Genomic DNA, 16714 nt, shown 5'->3' on the forward strand with positions numbered 1-16714 from the left:
ACAGTGCTAAAACTAGCAGAATTTGAACTGCACATAGTTTAACGCATTCTTATCAGAAATAAACCTCAGCCTTTTTATATGTAAAATCGATGAACTATCAGATGTGTTGAATGCCTACTTCAACCTAGGATCAAGAATAAATATTCGGTTTTATTGTGAGTGCTACGGAAAATTGCGATAAGGCTGCACTTTCACTGCACAAGTCGCACAATTGATCATTTAATGAATTATTTTAATATAAAGCATACAAACATTAACTAAAGCATCGTAAGGGTGTGTGAATTCTTCATGATTACTCTGAATTATCTTGTTACCTTTGTCAGCAATGAAGAATGTCGTCGGACATGGAGTATCAACAATGAAAAAATTTGCAATGATCTTAATGAGTGCCACTTTGGCAACGTCAGCATTGACTGGTGTAGCACATGCAGGAAACTCAACCAATGTAGCACTCACCAGTGCGCTCGGTAGTGTTGTCGGCACATCAGTCGGTCGTCATATTGGTGGTAACAGTGGCGCACTTGTTGGCTCTGCGATTGGTGGTGGTGCTGGTGCAGCCGTTTCAAGTAACCGACATAATCGTACCTCTGCCGCAATTGGTGGCGCAGTCGGCGGTGCAGCAGGTTACTCTGTCGGTAAAAATGTCGGTGGCTCTCGTGGTGGACTAGTTGGGGCAGGTTTAGGTGCAGCAGGTGGTTCTGTACTGGGTAATAAAATTGCCAACGATAAACGTGCTGACCGTAACTACTACTATAGCCAGCAACGTCATCATAAACATCGCCACCATTACTACCGTTAATCATCTTTCAATTAGGTAAAAATGGAGTATTATTGAATGATTATTATAATAACTTCATTTTTACTATGACTGATTTCGCCAATACTGCGTTTTCTATTTTAGAGCTTGCTGCAATACGTGAAGGACAAAGCATTCAAGCCACGCTACAGCACAGCCTGCAACTCGCACAATATGCTGAGGAGTTAGGCTACTCTCGTATGCTACTGGCTGAACATCATAATATGAATGGAATTGCGAGTTCTGCAACTTCCATTTTACTTTCTTATTTACTTTCAAATACTTCACATCTTGTTTTGGGCTCAGGTGGTATTATGCTGCCAAACCATTCCCCCCTAGTGGTTGCAGAACAATTTGGTACTCTTGCCACTTTATTTCCAAATCGAGTGGTGCTAGGTCTAGGGCGTGCTCCCGGTACTGACCCCATGACGATGCGTGCATTACGTCGTGGTAATCAAGGTTCTGAAGATCAATTTCCTCAAGATGTTTTAGAAATCTTGCAATATTTCAAAAAACCACGCCCCAATCAGCAAATTATTGCCACACCCGGACAAAATACCTATGTTCCCGTTCTACTCCTTGGTTCAAGTTTATTTAGCGCACAATTAGCTGCCCAATTTGGCTTACCTTATGCTTTTGCCTCACACTTTGCACCGCGTTTTTTAGAAGAAGCCATTAAAATTTATCGAGAAAATTTTCAGCCTTCTGAATATCTCAGTGAGCCTTATCTTGCGATTGGTGTTCCAACTGTCGTTGCAGAAACCGATGAAGAAGCTGAGCATTTGGCAACAACAGCCTATCAGCGTATTTTGGCTTTACTGCGAGGGCATAGTCTAAAGCTCAAGCCACCTATTTCATCCATGCAGGGTTTATGGTCTGCTGGCGAACAGCAAGCTGTTAAAAATTTTTATGGTATTGCCCAAATTGGCTCAATCAATAGCGTACAACAAGGTTTAATTGAGTTAGCTGAACGATATCCTATCAATGAATTTATTTTTACCTGTGATATTTATGATATGCAGAAGCGCTTGAACAATTTTAAATATTTGATGCAAATCAAACAAAATGTTTGATGTGTATAACAGATTTCTACGTTTTTTATCTCTAAAGCTACATTGTTTTTGTACATTACTGTTATGATATAACATCAAAAATATTGAGCTGTTTTTATGCTGTTAAAGCGGATAGGTGTATTACTCACAATTTCTTATAGTCTGATTGGTTGTAGCCAAGCTCCCCGACAAACACCTACAGTCTCTCAAATTCCAATGACACCGACTCCACCAGCACCATCTCAACATTATGACTATATGCTCCCGCCAAATTCTTATCAAATCTGGCGACTACAAGGGGATCATCAATATAAAGTACAAGCCTATAAAAACTTTTTAGCACAACAACACGTTCAATTCGTAGTACCAGATTTTGAAATGTTTCGTTCAGCCCGTGACTGGCAACAATGTAATTATGATGAATACGATGTTCCTGATCCATCCGTTTGGCAAAATGCTGTGCCGACTTTACGCTTACTCAAACAACTCGTGGATGAAGGGTTAGTTCATGATATTGAAGTCACATCAAGCTACCGTTCCCCCTATCTCAACCACTGTGCGGGCGGTGCAAAATCATCAAGCCACTTACGTAATTCAGCGATTGATTTTCGTATTGGTTCGATTCAACCAGATGAGCAAGAACAGCTAAAAATTCATACACAAAAACTAAAATTGTGTAAATTTTGGCAGCAACGTGGTCAAGTACTCAATATGGGCTTAGGCATCTACAATACAGGGCAAATTCATATTGATACTCAAGGTTATCGGACATGGGGACCTGATCACTCTTGGCGAAGTTCATTATGTGGGGAAATTATTCCCGATTAAAAAAATATCCGCCAATTGGCGGATAAAATCTCAATTAACGAAATTTTTTATGATTGACATCCCGAATATCTAACAGTTTTTTACCTTCTTGCTTAGCCTGTGCTAACTGCCCTGCTTTCACCAAAGCATTGGTTTTATCAATTTCTACAACCAACTGATCAAAGCCTGCTTCATACGCTTTAAGCTGCTGTGGGTCTTTTTTCACTTTGGTTGGTGCTAGTTTCTTAGAATCCAATGCAGCTGTACGCATCTGATTGAGTGCAGCGCTTGCTTGTTGTGGATTGCTACTTCCATTAAAATTTTTATAACCAATTGCAAGCGTATGCATATCATCTTCTAAAGTTGCTGCAACACTCCACTGGCTCACAAGTAAGCTTGATACTGCGAGTACACCACTTAATACCATTTTTTTCATCATCACGTCCCTATTGGTTATTGGGTAAGTTGTCTTGACTTGGCAAGCATGCCATAACTTTGAAATAGAAGAGAAGTAGAAAGTCCATGATCATGTTGAATTTAAGTAAACTGATGTTAAGCACTTGCATTAATGTTATATGATAACATAACATTAATGCATTCATTGTGTTTAGGACATTCGCTATGCTGACCCCAAAAAAACTTCCTGTGACTGTTCTCTCAGGTTTTTTAGGTGCAGGCAAAACCACTTTACTTAATCATATTTTAAATAACCGAGAAGGTCGTCGAATTGCGGTGATTGTCAATGACATGTCCGAAGTCAATATCGACGCAGCATTGGTCAAGCAAGGAGGAGCCGAACTCTCCCGTACAGATGAACAACTGGTCGAGATGAGCAATGGCTGTATTTGCTGTACTTTGCGAGAAGATTTATTACTCGAAGTAAAACGCTTAGCCTTAGAAAATAAATTTGATCAGATTGTGATTGAATCTACAGGAATTTCTGAGCCTTTGCCTGTTGCCGAAACTTTTACTTTTGAAGATGAACACGGCGTTTCTCTCAATCAGTTTGCACAACTCGATACGATGGTTACAGTCATTGATGCATTTAATTTCCTCAAAGATTATGCATCTATGGATATGCTGCATGAACGTGGAGAATCACTCGGTGAAGAAGATGAACGTTGCGTGGTTGATCTGCTGATTGACCAAATTGAATTTTGTGATGTCCTGATTATTAATAAGATAGACTTAATTAATGCCGAAGAACAGCAACAACTATTAGCGATTCTGCACCGTCTAAATCCACGCGCAAAAATTCAAATTGCTGAGTTTTCTAAAGTACCCCTAGACAGCATTTTAAATACACACTTGTTTGACTTCGAACAAGCTGCTCAGGCACCAGGTTGGTTAAAAGAGTTACGTGGTGAACATACGCCCGAAACTGAAGAATATGGCATTCACAGTTTTGTCTATCGCGCTCGCCGCCCATTTCACCCTGAACGCTTTTATCAACTCACTCAAAATGAATGGCAAGGCGTGATTCGCTCTAAAGGTTTCTTTTGGCTGGCTAGCACTCCAACTATGGCTGCATCTTGGTCGCAAGCAGGTGCTATGGCACGTCATGGCATGGCAGGCTATTGGTGGGCAAGTATTCCACCTGAACAATGGCCACAAGATGCTGAATCACTAGCAGAAATTCGGAAATACTGGGATAAACAGGTTGGGGATGCACGTCAGGAAATTGTCTTGATTGGAATGGATATGGATCAACAACAATTAACTGCTGAATTCGATGCTTGCCTGCTCAATGATGATGAAATGGCGCTTGGACCTCACGCTTGGCAAAGCTTTAACAATCCATTTGAAGGCGGGAGCGTTTGATGATAAATCAAAGTCTGCCTGACATTTCACAAACTCAGCAGCCGAATGACTCAAGCCCTTTGGCTTGGGTCGGTATGCAAGGCATTGATCTACCATTACAACTTGAACAAAGTACAGGCACGTATCCAATCCAGTGTAAAGTCAATGCTACAGTGAATTTGCCCCGTGCAGATATTAAGGGCATTCATATGTCACGTTTATATCAGCACTGCAATCAACTGCATCAACTCAACACTTTAGAAATCTCTCAACTTTTACAAAAGATGGTCACGAGCCATCAAGACTGTGGCTCATCTTCAGCCCAGTTTGAATGTCAATTTGAGCTGCTTTTACAACGCCATGCTCTTTCAAGTTCAGAACTGTCTGGCTGGAAAGCCTATCCTGTCAAGCTTCATTCAAAACTGGAAAATGGGAAATTCACGCTTGAACTGGGTGTCGAAGTCAGCTATTCATCCACCTGTCCATGCTCAGCCGCACTCTCACGACAGGTTATTCACGATGCATTTCTTGCCGATTATTACAAAGATCTAAGCATCAATACGCAACAGGTGGCGGAGTGGTTATTACGCAAGGCGTCCCTTGCCACACCACATAGTCAACGCAGTTTGGCTCAGGTCACGATTCGTCATCACTCAACAACTCAAGACTTAAAAATTGTTGAGCTGATTGATCTCGTCGAAGAAACCTTACAGACTGCAACACAAACTGCGGTCAAGCGGATTGATGAACAAACCTTTGCCAAGCGTAACGGTGAAAACCTGATGTTTGTAGAAGATGCTGCACGGCGTTTAAGTCATGCTTTAGCACAACATTATACAGACTGGTCACTTAAGGTTGACCATCAGGAGAGTTTACATCCACATAATGCGGTTGCGTATCAGCATTCGGAACATTGGTTAACCGACATCTAAATATAAAGTTTCTTTCACTTCTTCCATGACCACATAGCTGTGTGAAGACGCTGAAGCGGGTAATTTTTTCAGTAAATCACCTAATAAACGGCGATAGGCACTCATCTCTTTCAGGCGGGCTTTCACCAAATAATCAAACTCACCTGAAATGAGATGACATTCCAAAACTTCAGGAATTTGTGCTAGATCATGCGCGACCCGATCGAAGACATCTCCAGATTTTGCCGAAAGCTTAATCTCAAGGAAAACCAACAAATTTTTATCTACTAATGCAGGGTTAATACGCGCATAATAACCCGTAATGATCCCGTCTCGCTCCAAGCGTTTCACACGCTCAGAACAGGGCGTAGTGGATAAATTCACACGAGTTGCAAGTTCACTGATGGCAATACGCCCATCTCTTTGCAAAATATCCAAAATGAGGCGATCTGTACGGTCTAATGGTCGCATAGATTTTTTCCTTCCCTAGAAGTCATTTGTCAGCGAAAACTCATAGAATTCACTATATTTTAGCCTTAAAAATAGTGAAAAAAACTGATTATCTATCTCTATACTAGCAAAATCAACTAAGGATTTACACAGAGGGTTTGTGATGCATGTCATCATTCTAGGCAGTGGCGTTATTGGGGTAACCAGTGCTTATTATCTCGCAAAACAAGGGGCTAAAGTGACTGTGCTTGACCGCCAGCCAAACCCTGCTGAAGAAACAAGTTTCGGCAATGCGGGACAGATTTCTCCTGGCTATTCAACACCTTGGGCTGCACCTGGCATTCCATTAAAAGCCATTAAATGGATGTTCCAACGTCATGCACCATTGGCAATTCGTTTAGATGGCTCTTTGTGGCAACTCAAATGGATGTCACAAATGCTAGGCAACTGTAATGCTGAGCGCTATGCCATCAACAAAGAGCGTATGACGCGTGTTGCTGAATATAGCCGTGACTGTTTACGTGATCTTCGTAAAGATACAGGTATTAGCTATGAACACCGTTCAGGCGGCACATTACAACTCTTCCGTAATCAAGCTCAAATCGAAGCTGTACAACGTGACATTAAAGTGCTTGAAGAGTGTGGCGTACCTCATCAACTTCTTACACCTGATCAATTATCGAGTGTTGAACCTGCTTTAGCAGGTGCTAAAGATCGTTTGACGGGTGGTCTACGTTTACCAAACGATGAAACTGGTGACTGTTACTTATTTACCAATCGTCTTGCCAAAATTGCAGAAGACATGGGCGTTGAGTTCCGCTTTAACCAAAATGTTGAATCTTTGCTTTGGGAAGGTGACAAAATTACAGGTGTTAAAGTTGGCAATGAAGTCTTAAAAGCTGATCAATTCGTTTTAGCTTTTGGTAGTTATAGCCGTGATTTTATTGCACCACTTGGCTTAGATGTTCCAGTTTACCCAGTAAAAGGCTACTCCATTACAGTACCTATTGTGAATGCTGACCTTGCTCCGCAATCAACGGTACTAGATGAAACTTATAAGATTGCTGTCACCCGTTTTGACAACCGTATTCGTGTTGGCGGTATGGCTGAGCTTGGTGGCTTTGATTTACGTCTCAACCCAAATCGTCGTGCAACTTTGGAAATGGTTGTGAATGACTTGTTCCCAGGTGGTGACGTGTCTCAAGCAACTTTCTGGACAGGCTTACGTCCAATGACGCCAGACAGCACACCGATCATTGGTGCAACAAAATACAAAAACTTATTCATGAACACAGGTCACGGTACGCTTGGCTGGACGATGTCTTGTGGTTCAGGAAAATTACTCAGCGACATTATTTTTAATAACAAAACAGAAATTAGTACTGAAGGTTTAGCAATTAGCCGTTACGGACATTAAGTTTCCTGCTCTCTCCCACTCTCTCCCAACTAAAAGAGCTGACCTCGGTCAGCTCTTTTTTTATTCCAAATCTCTTAACCGATACGACGTTTAAGACCTGTCATTTGCAAAATACGTGTAGAAATTTCTTCAATCGACATCTCAGAAACATTCAAATACGGAATGCCTTCAGAAATGTAAATTCCTTCTACTGCACGCAGTTCCATTTGGCATTGGTTAAAACTGGCATAGCGACTACCCGCTTTACGTTCTGTACGAATCGCCACAAGACGCTCAGCATCAATCATCAAACCAAACAGCTTACTTTTATGCTGCTTGAGTACTGCTGGCAAGCGGTTATCATCTAAGTCTTCTTCAGTGAGCGGATAGTTCGCAACACGAATACCAAATTGCAAAGAAAGATAAATCGACGTTGGGGTTTTTCCTGAGCGCGACACACCAATCAGAATAATATCGGCTTTGTCATAATGACGGGTACGCGCACCATCATCATTGTCTAAGGCAAAATGTACCGCATCAATACGGGCTTTATAATACTCAGAGTCAGTTACCGCATGGGTCTGACCAATCAAAGTCGTTGGTGGGGTTCCCAACTCTTGTTCAAGTTTACTAATCAAACCTTCAAATACATCCAGATTGACCGCATTGGCTGTATTAATAATTTCACGCACATTTGGATCGACCAAAGTGTCAAAAACCAAAGGTAAATTACCATGATCATTGTGCACACGATTAATCTCTGCCACGACCTTCATTGCTGCCTCTTCAGTCGTGATATAAGGGATAATATGAATATCAAAATCGACATTCGGAAACTGCGCCAATAGTGAATGCCCCAAGGTTTCCGCAGTAATTGCTGTTCCATCAGAAATGAAAAACACCGTTCTTTTAATTTGTTTGCCTTCAGGCATTAAAAATCTCCTCAAATGTTTGTCTTAGTGGCGTATATTCTTTATAGTAAACCCATCTTACAGAACTGTCGCTTAGTTAATACCAAAAAACTAAGTGCTTAGTGTTTTTGACATGATCGAATAAATCACATATTGCAAAAGTGGAGAAACTACTTTGGAAGCGCGCGTAATAGGTCTAGAAAAATTAGGGAAACATGATGTTGAACTCGTTGGCGGCAAAAACTCATCTTTAGGCGAGATGATCAGCCACCTTTCTAATGCAGGAGTATCTGTTCCAGGTGGTTTTGCAACCACAGCCGCTGCTTATCGTGAATTTCTTGAGCAAAGTGGTTTAAATGCAAAAATCCAAGCTGAACTTGAACATTTAAATGTTGATGATGTAAATACCTTAGCCATCACAGGCGCAAAAATTCGCCAATGGATTGTAGAAACTCCACTAACTAAAGAATTAGAAAAAGAAGTGCGTGAAGCATTTGCAGAACTTTCAAACGGCAACCCTGATATCGCGGTTGCCGTTCGTTCTTCTGCGACTGCTGAAGACCTTCCAGATGCATCTTTTGCAGGTCAACAGGAAACTTTCCTCAATATCCGTGGTATTGATAACGTTCTGATTGCAATCAAAGAAGTTTTTGCATCATTATTTAATGACCGTGCAATTGCTTATCGTGTACACCAAGGTTTTGATCATAAATTGGTTGCTCTTTCTGCGGGTATCCAACGTATGGTGCGCTCAGAAACGGGTGCAGCGGGTGTAATGTTTACCCTTGATACTGAATCTGGCTTCCGTGATGTTGTTTTTGTGACAGCATCTTATGGCTTAGGTGAAATGGTGGTACAAGGTGCGGTTAACCCTGACGAATTCTATTTATCTAAACCATTACTGAATGATGGTAAACATGCTGTTATCCGCCGCAACTTGGGCGCAAAACACCAAAAAATGATTTATGGCGAAGAAGGTGCGGCAGGTAAATCTGTTGTTGTGGTTGATGTTGAAAAGCAAGATCGTCAACAATTTGCATTAAATGATCATGAATTACATGAACTTGCAAAACAAGCACTGATCATCGAACAACACTACGGTGCGCCAATGGACATCGAGTGGGCTAAAGATGGGGATGATGGTTTACTTTACATCGTTCAGGCACGTCCTGAAACCGTAAAAAGCCGTCAAAACGTGGGCACGATGGAGCGTTATCTGCTTAAACAAAAAGGTACTGTTCTTGCTGAAGGTCGCTCAATTGGTCAACGTATCGGTTCTGGTAAAGTACGTATCGTTTCTTCAATTAAAGAAATGGATAAAGTTCAGGATGGTGATGTATTAGTTTCAGACATGACAGATCCTGACTGGGAACCTGTAATGAAACGTGCTGCCGCAATTGTAACTAACCGTGGTGGTCGTACTTGTCACGCAGCAATTATTGCCCGTGAACTTGGTGTTCCTGCAATCGTTGGTTGTGGCAATGCAACTGAAGTCCTCACTGATGGACAAGATGTAACTGTTTCTTGTGCTGAAGGTGACACAGGTTTCATCTATGAAGGTGCTTTAGACTTTGAAGTACAGCGTAACTCAATTGAGTCTATGCCAAAACTTCCGTTTAAAATCATGATGAACGTGGGTAACCCAGACCGCGCATTTGACTTTGCTCAAATTCCAAATGAAGGCATTGGTTTAGCACGTCTTGAATTCATCATTAACCGTATGATTGGTGTGCATCCAAAAGCATTACTCAACATTGACAGCTTACCACGCGAAACACGTGCAGCAGTCATGACGCGTACTGCAGGCTATGCATCTCCTGTAGAGTTTTATGTTGAAAAACTGGTTGAAGGTATTTCAACACTTGCTGCCGCATTTGCAACAAAGCCTGTCATCGTGCGTATGTCAGACTTTAAATCAAATGAATATGCAAACCTGATCGGCGGTAAACTTTACGAACCTGAAGAAGAAAACCCAATGTTGGGCTTCCGTGGTGCAAGCCGTTACGTTTCAGAAAACTTCCGCGACTGTTTTGAGCTTGAATGCCGTGCACTGAAAAAGGCACGTGATGAAATGGGTCTGACCAACATTCAAATCATGATTCCATTTGTGCGTACCGTTGCTGAAGCAAAGCGTGTTATTGAACTACTTGCGCAAAATGGTCTAAAACGTGGTGAAAATGGTCTAAAAGTCATCATGATGTGTGAATTGCCAACCAATGCGCTTTTGGCTGAACAATTCCTTGAGCATTTCGATGGTTTCTCTATCGGTTCAAATGACTTAACTCAGTTAACACTTGGTCTTGACCGTGACTCTGGTATTGTTTCTCATTTATTTGATGAACGTGATGCTGCGGTCAAAGCGCTTCTTTCTATGGCTATTCATGCTTGCCGTAAAGCAGGTAAATATGTAGGTATCTGTGGTCAAGGTCCTTCTGATCACCCAGATCTTGCAAAATGGCTCATGGAACAAGGTATCGAATCAGTATCATTAAACCCAGACTCTGTACTTGATACATGGTTCTTCTTGGCTGAAGAAAAAATTAAACAACTTTAAGTCACTGTGAAAACATGATAAAAAAGACCCTTTCATGGGTCTTTTTTATTGAATATTGAGATAAGAGTGTTATGCAAATCTATTTAGCGCGGAATAATCAACAAGCAGGACCTTATACCTTAGAACAAATCAATCAAATGCTCGCTAATCAACAAGTTTTATTGACTGATCTTGCATGGCATCAAGGTATGACTGAATGGAAGCCCCTAGGTGAACTTACTCATGGTCAGCTTTCTTATTTACCTCAAGGTTATTCTGAACCGCTACAATCCCAAATTTCTTCTGTCAGTTTATCCAAACAATCTATTCACTCTGCAAACAGTATTACGGCAACACTCGCACCTATCAATAAGCGTGCTATCGCCAAAGCGATTGATCTTGTTCTTTGGTTGCCTGCATTTTCGATCCCGTCATTTTATATGGATAATGCCAGTAAACAGAAAATGATTGCGCTGCAAGAACAAGGGATCAATGCCAGCACACAAGCAGATATTTTAGCATTAGTTCCTACTGATGCTTGGCACATCATGTTAGTTTATGCTTTGATTTTACTCATAATTCAGGCATTTCTACTCGCAAGATCTGGACAAAGTCTGGGCAAGCTCGCCACAAAAATTCAAATTGTAGATGATGAAAATGGGACAAACGTTGGTCTAACGCGAGTTTTTTTACTACGCAGCATGGTATTTATTATACTCAATCTTCTTTTTATGCCTTTTATCACCATACTAGATTTTGCTTTTGGATTTGGTGAGAAAAGACAAACTTTACATGACCGCTTAGCTAAAACTAAAGTTATAAATCAGATAAAAATCAAGAATAAATCGGAATAATTGTAAATAGTCACATTTAATTAGCTGCATGATTTTACATATTTTTTTAATTTTAAAATCTTAAATCCAACTTAATTTGTTGGATTTAAATAACTTATTTTTGCTTACTGTAAATATAGCTTAGTTAAACAATATAGGGCATAATGCCCTACAAAGTAGCGGTGCCCTATGTTTTAGAGGGAAAAATTCTTTCTACAACATAGGGCACTATAATCGCTATCCCATATTCTAAGTATGTAAATGGGACTCTTCACCGAGGTTGTAAAATGAGACAAACGATATTAGCTGTATTGTCTTTATCTACGATTTCTGCACTCTTAACTGGGTGTGGTGGTGATTTAGTACTTCTAAACTCAAAAGGTCCAGTCGCTCAAGGTCTTAGCGGACTCATGATGACTGCGATCTATCTTATGCTATTGGTAGTAATTCCATCTATCATTATGGCATTGTGGTTTGGTTGGAAATATCGCGCGTCGAATAAAGATGCAGACTATAAACCTACATGGGCACACTCAACTGCAATTGAAATCGCAGTTTGGGGTATCCCTATCATTATTATTGCAATTTTAGCATATATCGCATGGTGGGGTTCTCACCAATACGATCCATATCGCCCGCTTGATGCAGAATCAACTAAAAAACCTGTTGATATCCAAGTTATTGCAGAGCCATATAAATGGGTATTTGTGTACCCAGAGCAACAAATTGCAACTGTTAATGAATTGCGTTTCCCAGAGCAAACACCGGTACATTTCCATATTACCTCTGACTTTACAATGAACTCATTCTTCATTCCTTCGTTAGCTGGTCAAATTTATGCAATGGCAGGTATGCAAACCCACCTACACGTTCTTGCGAACGAGCCAGGTGTATTCCGCGGTTTCTCGTCAAACTATAGCGGTTACGGTTTCTCTCAAATGCGTTTCAAAGCGCATAGCGTAAGCCAAGCAGACTTTGACAAATGGGTTGCTGATGTAAAAGCTGGTAATGGTAGTCGCTATTCTGCTGTTCAAAAACAAGATTTGGACTTTGCAGGTTTACAAGCACTACGTGATGGTGAGCGTTCTGAGCATCAAATCGAAGGTATGATCGCAGATGCGAAAACACCTGAAGAAAAAGCTGCTGCTGAAGCACTTGAAAAGCTAGGAACTTATCCGCACCACCCTCATCCTGTAACTTACTATTCTTCAGTTGAACCTCAACTGTTTAAACAAGTTATTGGGAAATATATGAGCAATTACCATGGTGCAGAACAAGCTCACGCTACTGCAGGGGAATAAACATGGATATGCTATTAGGTAAACTTGGATGGGGTGCCATCCCGAAAGAACCAATTGTCATCGTGACTACGATCATCATGGCTCTTGGCGCAATCGCTGTTCTAGCAGGTATTACTTACTTTAAAAAGTGGAATTACCTCTGGAAAGAATGGGCTATGTCTGTAGACCATAAGAAAATCGGTATCATGTATATCTTGGTATCTGTGGTCATGTTATTACGTGGTTTCGCAGATGCATTCATGATGCGTCTTCAACTATTCCTCGCAAGCAATGGTGGTGAAGGTTACTTACATCCTGACCATTATGACCAGATCTTCACTGCCCACGGCGTGATCATGATCTTCTTTGTAGCGATGGGTCTAGTTGTTGGTTTATTCAATATCGTTGTACCTTTACAAATTGGTGCACGTGACGTTGCATTCCCTTTACTTAACCAGTTCAGTTTCTGGGCATTTGCTGGTGCTGCTGGTCTAGTCATGGTTTCTCTTGTTCTAGGCGAATTTGCTGCAACAGGTTGGTTAGCATACCCTCCTCTTTCAGGTATTCAATATTCTCCTGGTGTAGGTGTGGACTACTGGATTTGGGCACTTCAAGTTTCTGGTTTAGGTACGCTTTTAACAGGTGTTAACTTCTTTGTTACCATCATCAAAATGCGTGCACCTGGCATGAAACTTATGGACATGCCAATTTTCACTTGGACTGCATTATTTACCTGCGTTCTTATTGTTGCGACTTTCCCTGTATTGACTGCAACAATTGCAATGTTAACGCTTGACCGTTACTTCGATTTCCATTTCTTCACCAATGAGCTTGGCGGTAGCCCAATGCTTTATGTGAACTTGATCTGGACTTGGGGTCACCCTGAAGTATATATCTTGGTACTACCTGCATTTGGTGTGTACTCAGAAGTTGTACCTGTATTCTCTCGCAAAGCATTGTTTGGTTATAAAACAATGGTATATGCAACTGGTGCAATTGCCGTTCTTTCTCTTATCGTTTGGTTACACCACTTCTTCACCATGGGTGCAGGAGCGAACGTTAACGCGTTCTTTGGTATTATGACCATGATTATTGCGATCCCAACTGGTGTGAAAATCTTCTCTTGGTTATTCACCATGTATAAAGGTCGTATTACCTATACATCTCCAATGCTTTGGACACTGGGCTTCCTTGTGACTTTTGGTATTGGTGGTTTGACTGGCGTACTTATGGCGGTTCCACCTGCGGACTTCTTAGTACACAACTCTTTATTCCTCATCGCTCACTTCCATAACGTTATTATCGGTGGTGTTGTATTTGCGATGTTTGCTGCAATTACTTTCTGGTGGCCAAAAATGTTTGGTTGGAAGTTAAATGAAGCATGGGGTAAAGCATCTTTCTGGTTCTGGTTCATCGGTTTCTATTTTGCATTCATGCCGCTTTATGTCCTTGGTTTCATGGGTATGACTCGTCGTTTGAATACATATGATAACCCTGAATGGACACCTTACCTATCAGTTGCAATGATTGGTGCAGTATTGGTTGCAATCGGTATTCTTTGCTTCGTAATGCAAGTTGTTGTTGGTTTCTTACAACGTAACAACCACATTGATCATACTGGCGATGCATGGGATGGCCGTACATTTGAATGGGCAACATCTTCTCCAGCACCATTTTATAACTTTGCTTATATTCCAAATGGCGAACATATCGATCGCTTCTGGTTAGACAAAGAAAATGGCGTTGCATACGTTAAACCAACAAAATATGAAGATATTCATATGCCTACAGACCGTGTCGCTGGTTTTGCTCTTGCAATCCTGATCACTGTCATGGCATTTGCGTTGATCTGGCATATCTGGTGGTTGGTCATTGCATCTTTTGTTGCAACAATCATCACGTTCATCAGAAGCTCGAATACCAAAGTTGTTGATTATTACGTCCCTGCTGCTGAAGTTGAACGTATTGAAAACGAACGCTTTGCGATTCTTGAAAAACACTTGAAGAAGGACTAAGACAATGGCTGACGTACTTCATCACGATAGCCACGGGCATGACGATCATCATCATCACGATGATACCGATCTGACCACCTTTGGTTTCTGGACTTACTTGATGAGTGACTTGGTTCTATTCGGGACACTCTTCATTGCTTACGTGGTTTTGCATACGCATATTCCTGCAGGCACGCCTAGTCCAAAAGAGTTATTCAGCGAATCTTTAGGTTACGTTTTAATTGAAACCTTTGCGCTTTTGATTTCTTCAGTAACTTTTGGTTTTGCTGTTCTTGCACGTTATAAAAATAACGTGAATGGCGTAATTACTTGGTTAATTGTCACTTGGTTATTTGGTGCGACCTTCATCGGTATGGAGCTTAACGAGTTCCATCATCTTGTACTTGAAGGTCATGGCCCAAGCCACAGTGCATTCTTATCTGCATTCTTTACTTTGGTTGGTACACACGGTATCCACGTGACTTCTGGTCTCGTTTGGATGATCGTTTTGATGTTCCAAATCAAAAAGAATGGTTTAACTTTACCAAATACACGTCGTCTAGCTTGTTTAAGCTTGTTCTGGCACTTCCTAGACATCGTCTGGATCTGTGTATTTAGTGTTGTTTACTTGATGGGAGTTATCTCATGAGTCATGATCATCATTCATCCGATGCGTCTCATGGCAACATGAAGCAATATACCATTGGCTTTATTCTATCTATCGTGCTGACCATCATCCCATTTGGGATGGTGATGGCGGGTGGTTTTGCCCCTGGTTTGTTGCTTGCAGTTGTTGGTATTACAGCGATTGTTCAGGTTCTTGTACAGTTGATCTTCTTCTTGCACATGAATGCTTCTGAAGAACAACGCTGGAGCGTGATTGCATTTATTTACACCATCTTAACCATCGCAATCTTGTTGATCGGTTCTGTTTGGGTAATGAACTACCTACATTTCAACATGATGATCTAAACTGGTTGTCATGCTGAAAAAATATATATTCCTGACCAAGCCAGGGATACTCTTCGGTAACTTCGTTACTACCTTGGGCGGCTTCTTCTTAGCCGCCCAAGGCTCTGTAGATATCCTATTACTTCTCCTCACACTCTTAGGTACAACCCTTGTTGTTGCCTCAGGTTGTGTTGTCAATAACTTCATTGACCAAGACATCGATCCAAAAATGGAGCGCACACAAAACCGTGCTCTCGTTAAAAAAACCATTGACCCTAAAGCAGCCCTAATTTTCGCAACAATTTTAGGTTTAGCTGGTTTAAGTCTTTTATGGTTCTTTGTGAATGCGTATGCAACTGGTTTTGCAGTTCTTGGCTTTATTGTTTATGTTTGCTTATACAGTTTATGGTCAAAACGTACCTCTATTCACCAAACAGTGATTGGAAGTATTTCAGGTGCTTGTCCACCCGTCATTGGCTATACCGCTGTTGCACACCAATTTGATGTTGCTGCTTTACTAGTCTTCTTAGCATATGCAATTTGGCAAATGCCTCATTCTTGGGGAATTGCAATTTATCGCTTCGATGACTATAAACGCGCAGGAATTCCAATTTTGCCTGTTGCACGCTCAATTGTTAGAACTAAAATTGAATCTTTGATTTATGTAGTTTTATTTGCAGCGGTGCTCAATGGTCTTTATTGCTTTGGCTATACCAATGTATTTTTCTTAGTAACTTTTAATGCTCTATGCGCTTATTGGTTATATTTGTCGATTATTGGTTTTAAAGCGGAAAATGATCAGGTCTGGGCAAAACGCTATTTCCTGTATTCAGTGATTTTAATCACTGCGCTCAGTATTAGCTTTAGTTTTAGCTATCACTCTCCTGCCCCACATTTGCCAATATTTTGATAACTGTTAGAGTGGTTTTCCACTCTATCTTTTATCAACTTCTCTCAAGTTTCTTATACAATATCCAACATTCTAATAATGAACGAAATA

At 41.0% G+C, this 16714-nt stretch carries 16 protein-coding genes; 13 read left to right on the forward strand and 3 right to left on the reverse strand.

Annotated features, from left to right (window positions below; translation table 11 throughout):
• The first annotated feature begins 358 nt into the window (after positions 1–358).
• The 3 genes from LVY74_RS13275 to LVY74_RS13285 all read left to right on the forward strand — a co-directional run bounded on the left by LVY74_RS13275 (position 359) and on the right by LVY74_RS13285 (position 2676).
• Positions 359–799, forward strand: coding sequence for a glycine zipper domain-containing protein (locus LVY74_RS13275; protein ID WP_237815454.1), 441 nt, complete (start codon positions 359–361; stop codon positions 797–799).
• 65 nt (positions 800–864) lie between these two features.
• A complete protein-coding gene (locus LVY74_RS13280; RefSeq protein ID WP_237815455.1) occupies positions 865–1869 on the forward strand; it encodes an LLM class flavin-dependent oxidoreductase in 1005 nt (334 codons plus the stop codon).
• A gap of 96 nt (positions 1870–1965) precedes the next feature.
• On the forward strand, positions 1966–2676 hold the full coding sequence (locus LVY74_RS13285) for a YcbK family protein (RefSeq protein WP_237815456.1): 711 nt from the start codon (positions 1966–1968) through the stop codon (positions 2674–2676).
• 34 nt (positions 2677–2710) lie between these two features.
• Here the strand turns inward: LVY74_RS13285 and cybC are convergent, their stop codons facing one another.
• Positions 2711–3091 carry a cytochrome b562 gene (gene cybC, locus LVY74_RS13290; RefSeq protein WP_375804546.1) on the reverse strand — a complete coding sequence of 127 codons (381 nt, stop codon included), beginning with the start codon at positions 3089–3091 and terminating at the stop codon, positions 2711–2713.
• Between the two features lie 185 nt (positions 3092–3276).
• On the opposite strand from cybC, the gene zigA reads away from it, so the two are divergent.
• On the forward strand, positions 3277–4476 hold the full coding sequence (gene zigA / locus LVY74_RS13295; protein WP_237815457.1) for a zinc metallochaperone GTPase ZigA: 1200 nt from the start codon (positions 3277–3279) through the stop codon (positions 4474–4476).
• Positions 4476–5387, forward strand: a complete 912-nt coding sequence (gene folE2, locus LVY74_RS13300) for a GTP cyclohydrolase FolE2 (protein ID WP_237815458.1) — start codon at positions 4476–4478, stop codon at positions 5385–5387. Before zigA ends, folE2 begins: the two co-directional genes overlap by 1 nt.
• Here folE2 and LVY74_RS13305 read toward each other — a convergent pair.
• Positions 5373–5837 carry an Lrp/AsnC ligand binding domain-containing protein gene (locus LVY74_RS13305; RefSeq protein ID WP_237815459.1) on the reverse strand — a complete coding sequence of 155 codons (465 nt, stop codon included), beginning with the start codon at positions 5835–5837 and terminating at the stop codon, positions 5373–5375. The genes folE2 and LVY74_RS13305 overlap by 15 nt on opposite strands.
• Before the next feature lie 142 nt (positions 5838–5979).
• On the opposite strand from LVY74_RS13305, the gene LVY74_RS13310 reads away from it, so the two are divergent.
• The gene (locus tag LVY74_RS13310) at positions 5980–7233 is read left to right on the forward strand and encodes a D-amino acid dehydrogenase (RefSeq protein ID WP_237815460.1); all 1254 of its coding nucleotides are present in this window, start codon (positions 5980–5982) and stop codon (positions 7231–7233) included.
• Positions 7234–7307: 74 nt separating this feature from the next.
• On the opposite strand, the gene ppsR is transcribed toward LVY74_RS13310, so the two are convergent.
• Positions 7308–8144 carry a posphoenolpyruvate synthetase regulatory kinase/phosphorylase PpsR gene (ppsR, locus tag LVY74_RS13315; protein ID WP_237815461.1) on the reverse strand — a complete coding sequence of 279 codons (837 nt, stop codon included), beginning with the start codon at positions 8142–8144 and terminating at the stop codon, positions 7308–7310.
• A gap of 154 nt (positions 8145–8298) precedes the next feature.
• On the opposite strand from ppsR, the gene ppsA reads away from it, so the two are divergent.
• The 7 genes from ppsA to cyoE all read left to right on the forward strand — a co-directional run bounded on the left by ppsA (position 8299) and on the right by cyoE (position 16624).
• Positions 8299–10677 carry a phosphoenolpyruvate synthase gene (gene ppsA / locus LVY74_RS13320; protein WP_151709523.1) on the forward strand — a complete coding sequence of 793 codons (2379 nt, stop codon included), beginning with the start codon at positions 8299–8301 and terminating at the stop codon, positions 10675–10677.
• A 71-nt stretch (positions 10678–10748) separates the two neighbouring features.
• Positions 10749–11510, forward strand: coding sequence for an RDD family protein (locus tag LVY74_RS13325; RefSeq protein ID WP_237815462.1), 762 nt, complete (start codon positions 10749–10751; stop codon positions 11508–11510).
• Positions 11511–11776: 266 nt separating this feature from the next.
• Positions 11777–12790: a ubiquinol oxidase subunit II gene (gene cyoA / locus LVY74_RS13330; RefSeq protein ID WP_237815463.1), complete on the forward strand. Its 1014-nt coding sequence runs from the start codon at positions 11777–11779 to the stop codon at positions 12788–12790.
• Between the two features lie 2 nt (positions 12791–12792).
• Positions 12793–14784, forward strand: coding sequence for a cytochrome o ubiquinol oxidase subunit I (cyoB, locus tag LVY74_RS13335; protein ID WP_237815464.1), 1992 nt, complete (start codon positions 12793–12795; stop codon positions 14782–14784).
• Between the two features lie 4 nt (positions 14785–14788).
• Positions 14789–15412 (forward strand): cytochrome o ubiquinol oxidase subunit III, encoded by a 624-nt coding sequence (cyoC, locus tag LVY74_RS13340; RefSeq protein WP_151709527.1) that lies wholly within the window; start codon positions 14789–14791, stop codon positions 15410–15412.
• A complete protein-coding gene (gene cyoD, locus LVY74_RS13345) occupies positions 15409–15735 on the forward strand; it encodes a cytochrome o ubiquinol oxidase subunit IV (RefSeq protein ID WP_151709528.1) in 327 nt (108 codons plus the stop codon). The genes cyoC and cyoD overlap by 4 nt, the downstream gene beginning before the upstream one ends.
• A gap of 10 nt (positions 15736–15745) precedes the next feature.
• Entirely contained in the window at positions 15746–16624 is an 879-nt protein-coding gene (cyoE, locus tag LVY74_RS13350) for a heme o synthase (RefSeq protein ID WP_237815465.1), read from the forward strand.
• Positions 16625–16714 lie beyond the last annotated feature (90 nt).

Source organism: Acinetobacter sp. ME22, from assembly GCF_022012315.1.
Taxonomy (GTDB): Bacteria; Pseudomonadota; Gammaproteobacteria; order Pseudomonadales; family Moraxellaceae; genus Acinetobacter; species Acinetobacter brisouii_A.

What these genes read in the sequence shown, in the direction of transcription:
- cybC (WP_375804546.1), bottom strand. Translation starts at nt 3,091, where the DNA reads ATGAAAAAAATGGTATTAAGTGGTGTACTCGCAGTATCAAGCTTACTT.
- LVY74_RS13285 (WP_237815456.1), top strand. Translation starts at nt 1,966, where the DNA reads ATGCTGTTAAAGCGGATAGGTGTATTACTCACAATTTCTTATAGTCTG.
- LVY74_RS13310 (WP_237815460.1), top strand. Translation starts at nt 5,980, where the DNA reads ATGCATGTCATCATTCTAGGCAGTGGCGTTATTGGGGTAACCAGTGCT.
- ppsR (WP_237815461.1), bottom strand. Translation starts at nt 8,144, where the DNA reads ATGCCTGAAGGCAAACAAATTAAAAGAACGGTGTTTTTCATTTCTGAT.
- cyoC (WP_151709527.1), top strand. Translation starts at nt 14,789, where the DNA reads ATGGCTGACGTACTTCATCACGATAGCCACGGGCATGACGATCATCAT.
- LVY74_RS13325 (WP_237815462.1), top strand. Translation starts at nt 10,749, where the DNA reads ATGCAAATCTATTTAGCGCGGAATAATCAACAAGCAGGACCTTATACC.
- LVY74_RS13280 (WP_237815455.1), top strand. Translation starts at nt 865, where the DNA reads ATGACTGATTTCGCCAATACTGCGTTTTCTATTTTAGAGCTTGCTGCA.
- cyoD (WP_151709528.1), top strand. Translation starts at nt 15,409, where the DNA reads ATGAGTCATGATCATCATTCATCCGATGCGTCTCATGGCAACATGAAG.
- LVY74_RS13275 (WP_237815454.1), top strand. Translation starts at nt 359, where the DNA reads ATGAAAAAATTTGCAATGATCTTAATGAGTGCCACTTTGGCAACGTCA.
- cyoA (WP_237815463.1), top strand. Translation starts at nt 11,777, where the DNA reads ATGAGACAAACGATATTAGCTGTATTGTCTTTATCTACGATTTCTGCA.
- cyoB (WP_237815464.1), top strand. Translation starts at nt 12,793, where the DNA reads ATGGATATGCTATTAGGTAAACTTGGATGGGGTGCCATCCCGAAAGAA.
- cyoE (WP_237815465.1), top strand. Translation starts at nt 15,746, where the DNA reads ATGCTGAAAAAATATATATTCCTGACCAAGCCAGGGATACTCTTCGGT.
- folE2 (WP_237815458.1), top strand. Translation starts at nt 4,476, where the DNA reads ATGATAAATCAAAGTCTGCCTGACATTTCACAAACTCAGCAGCCGAAT.
- LVY74_RS13305 (WP_237815459.1), bottom strand. Translation starts at nt 5,837, where the DNA reads ATGCGACCATTAGACCGTACAGATCGCCTCATTTTGGATATTTTGCAA.
- zigA (WP_237815457.1), top strand. Translation starts at nt 3,277, where the DNA reads ATGCTGACCCCAAAAAAACTTCCTGTGACTGTTCTCTCAGGTTTTTTA.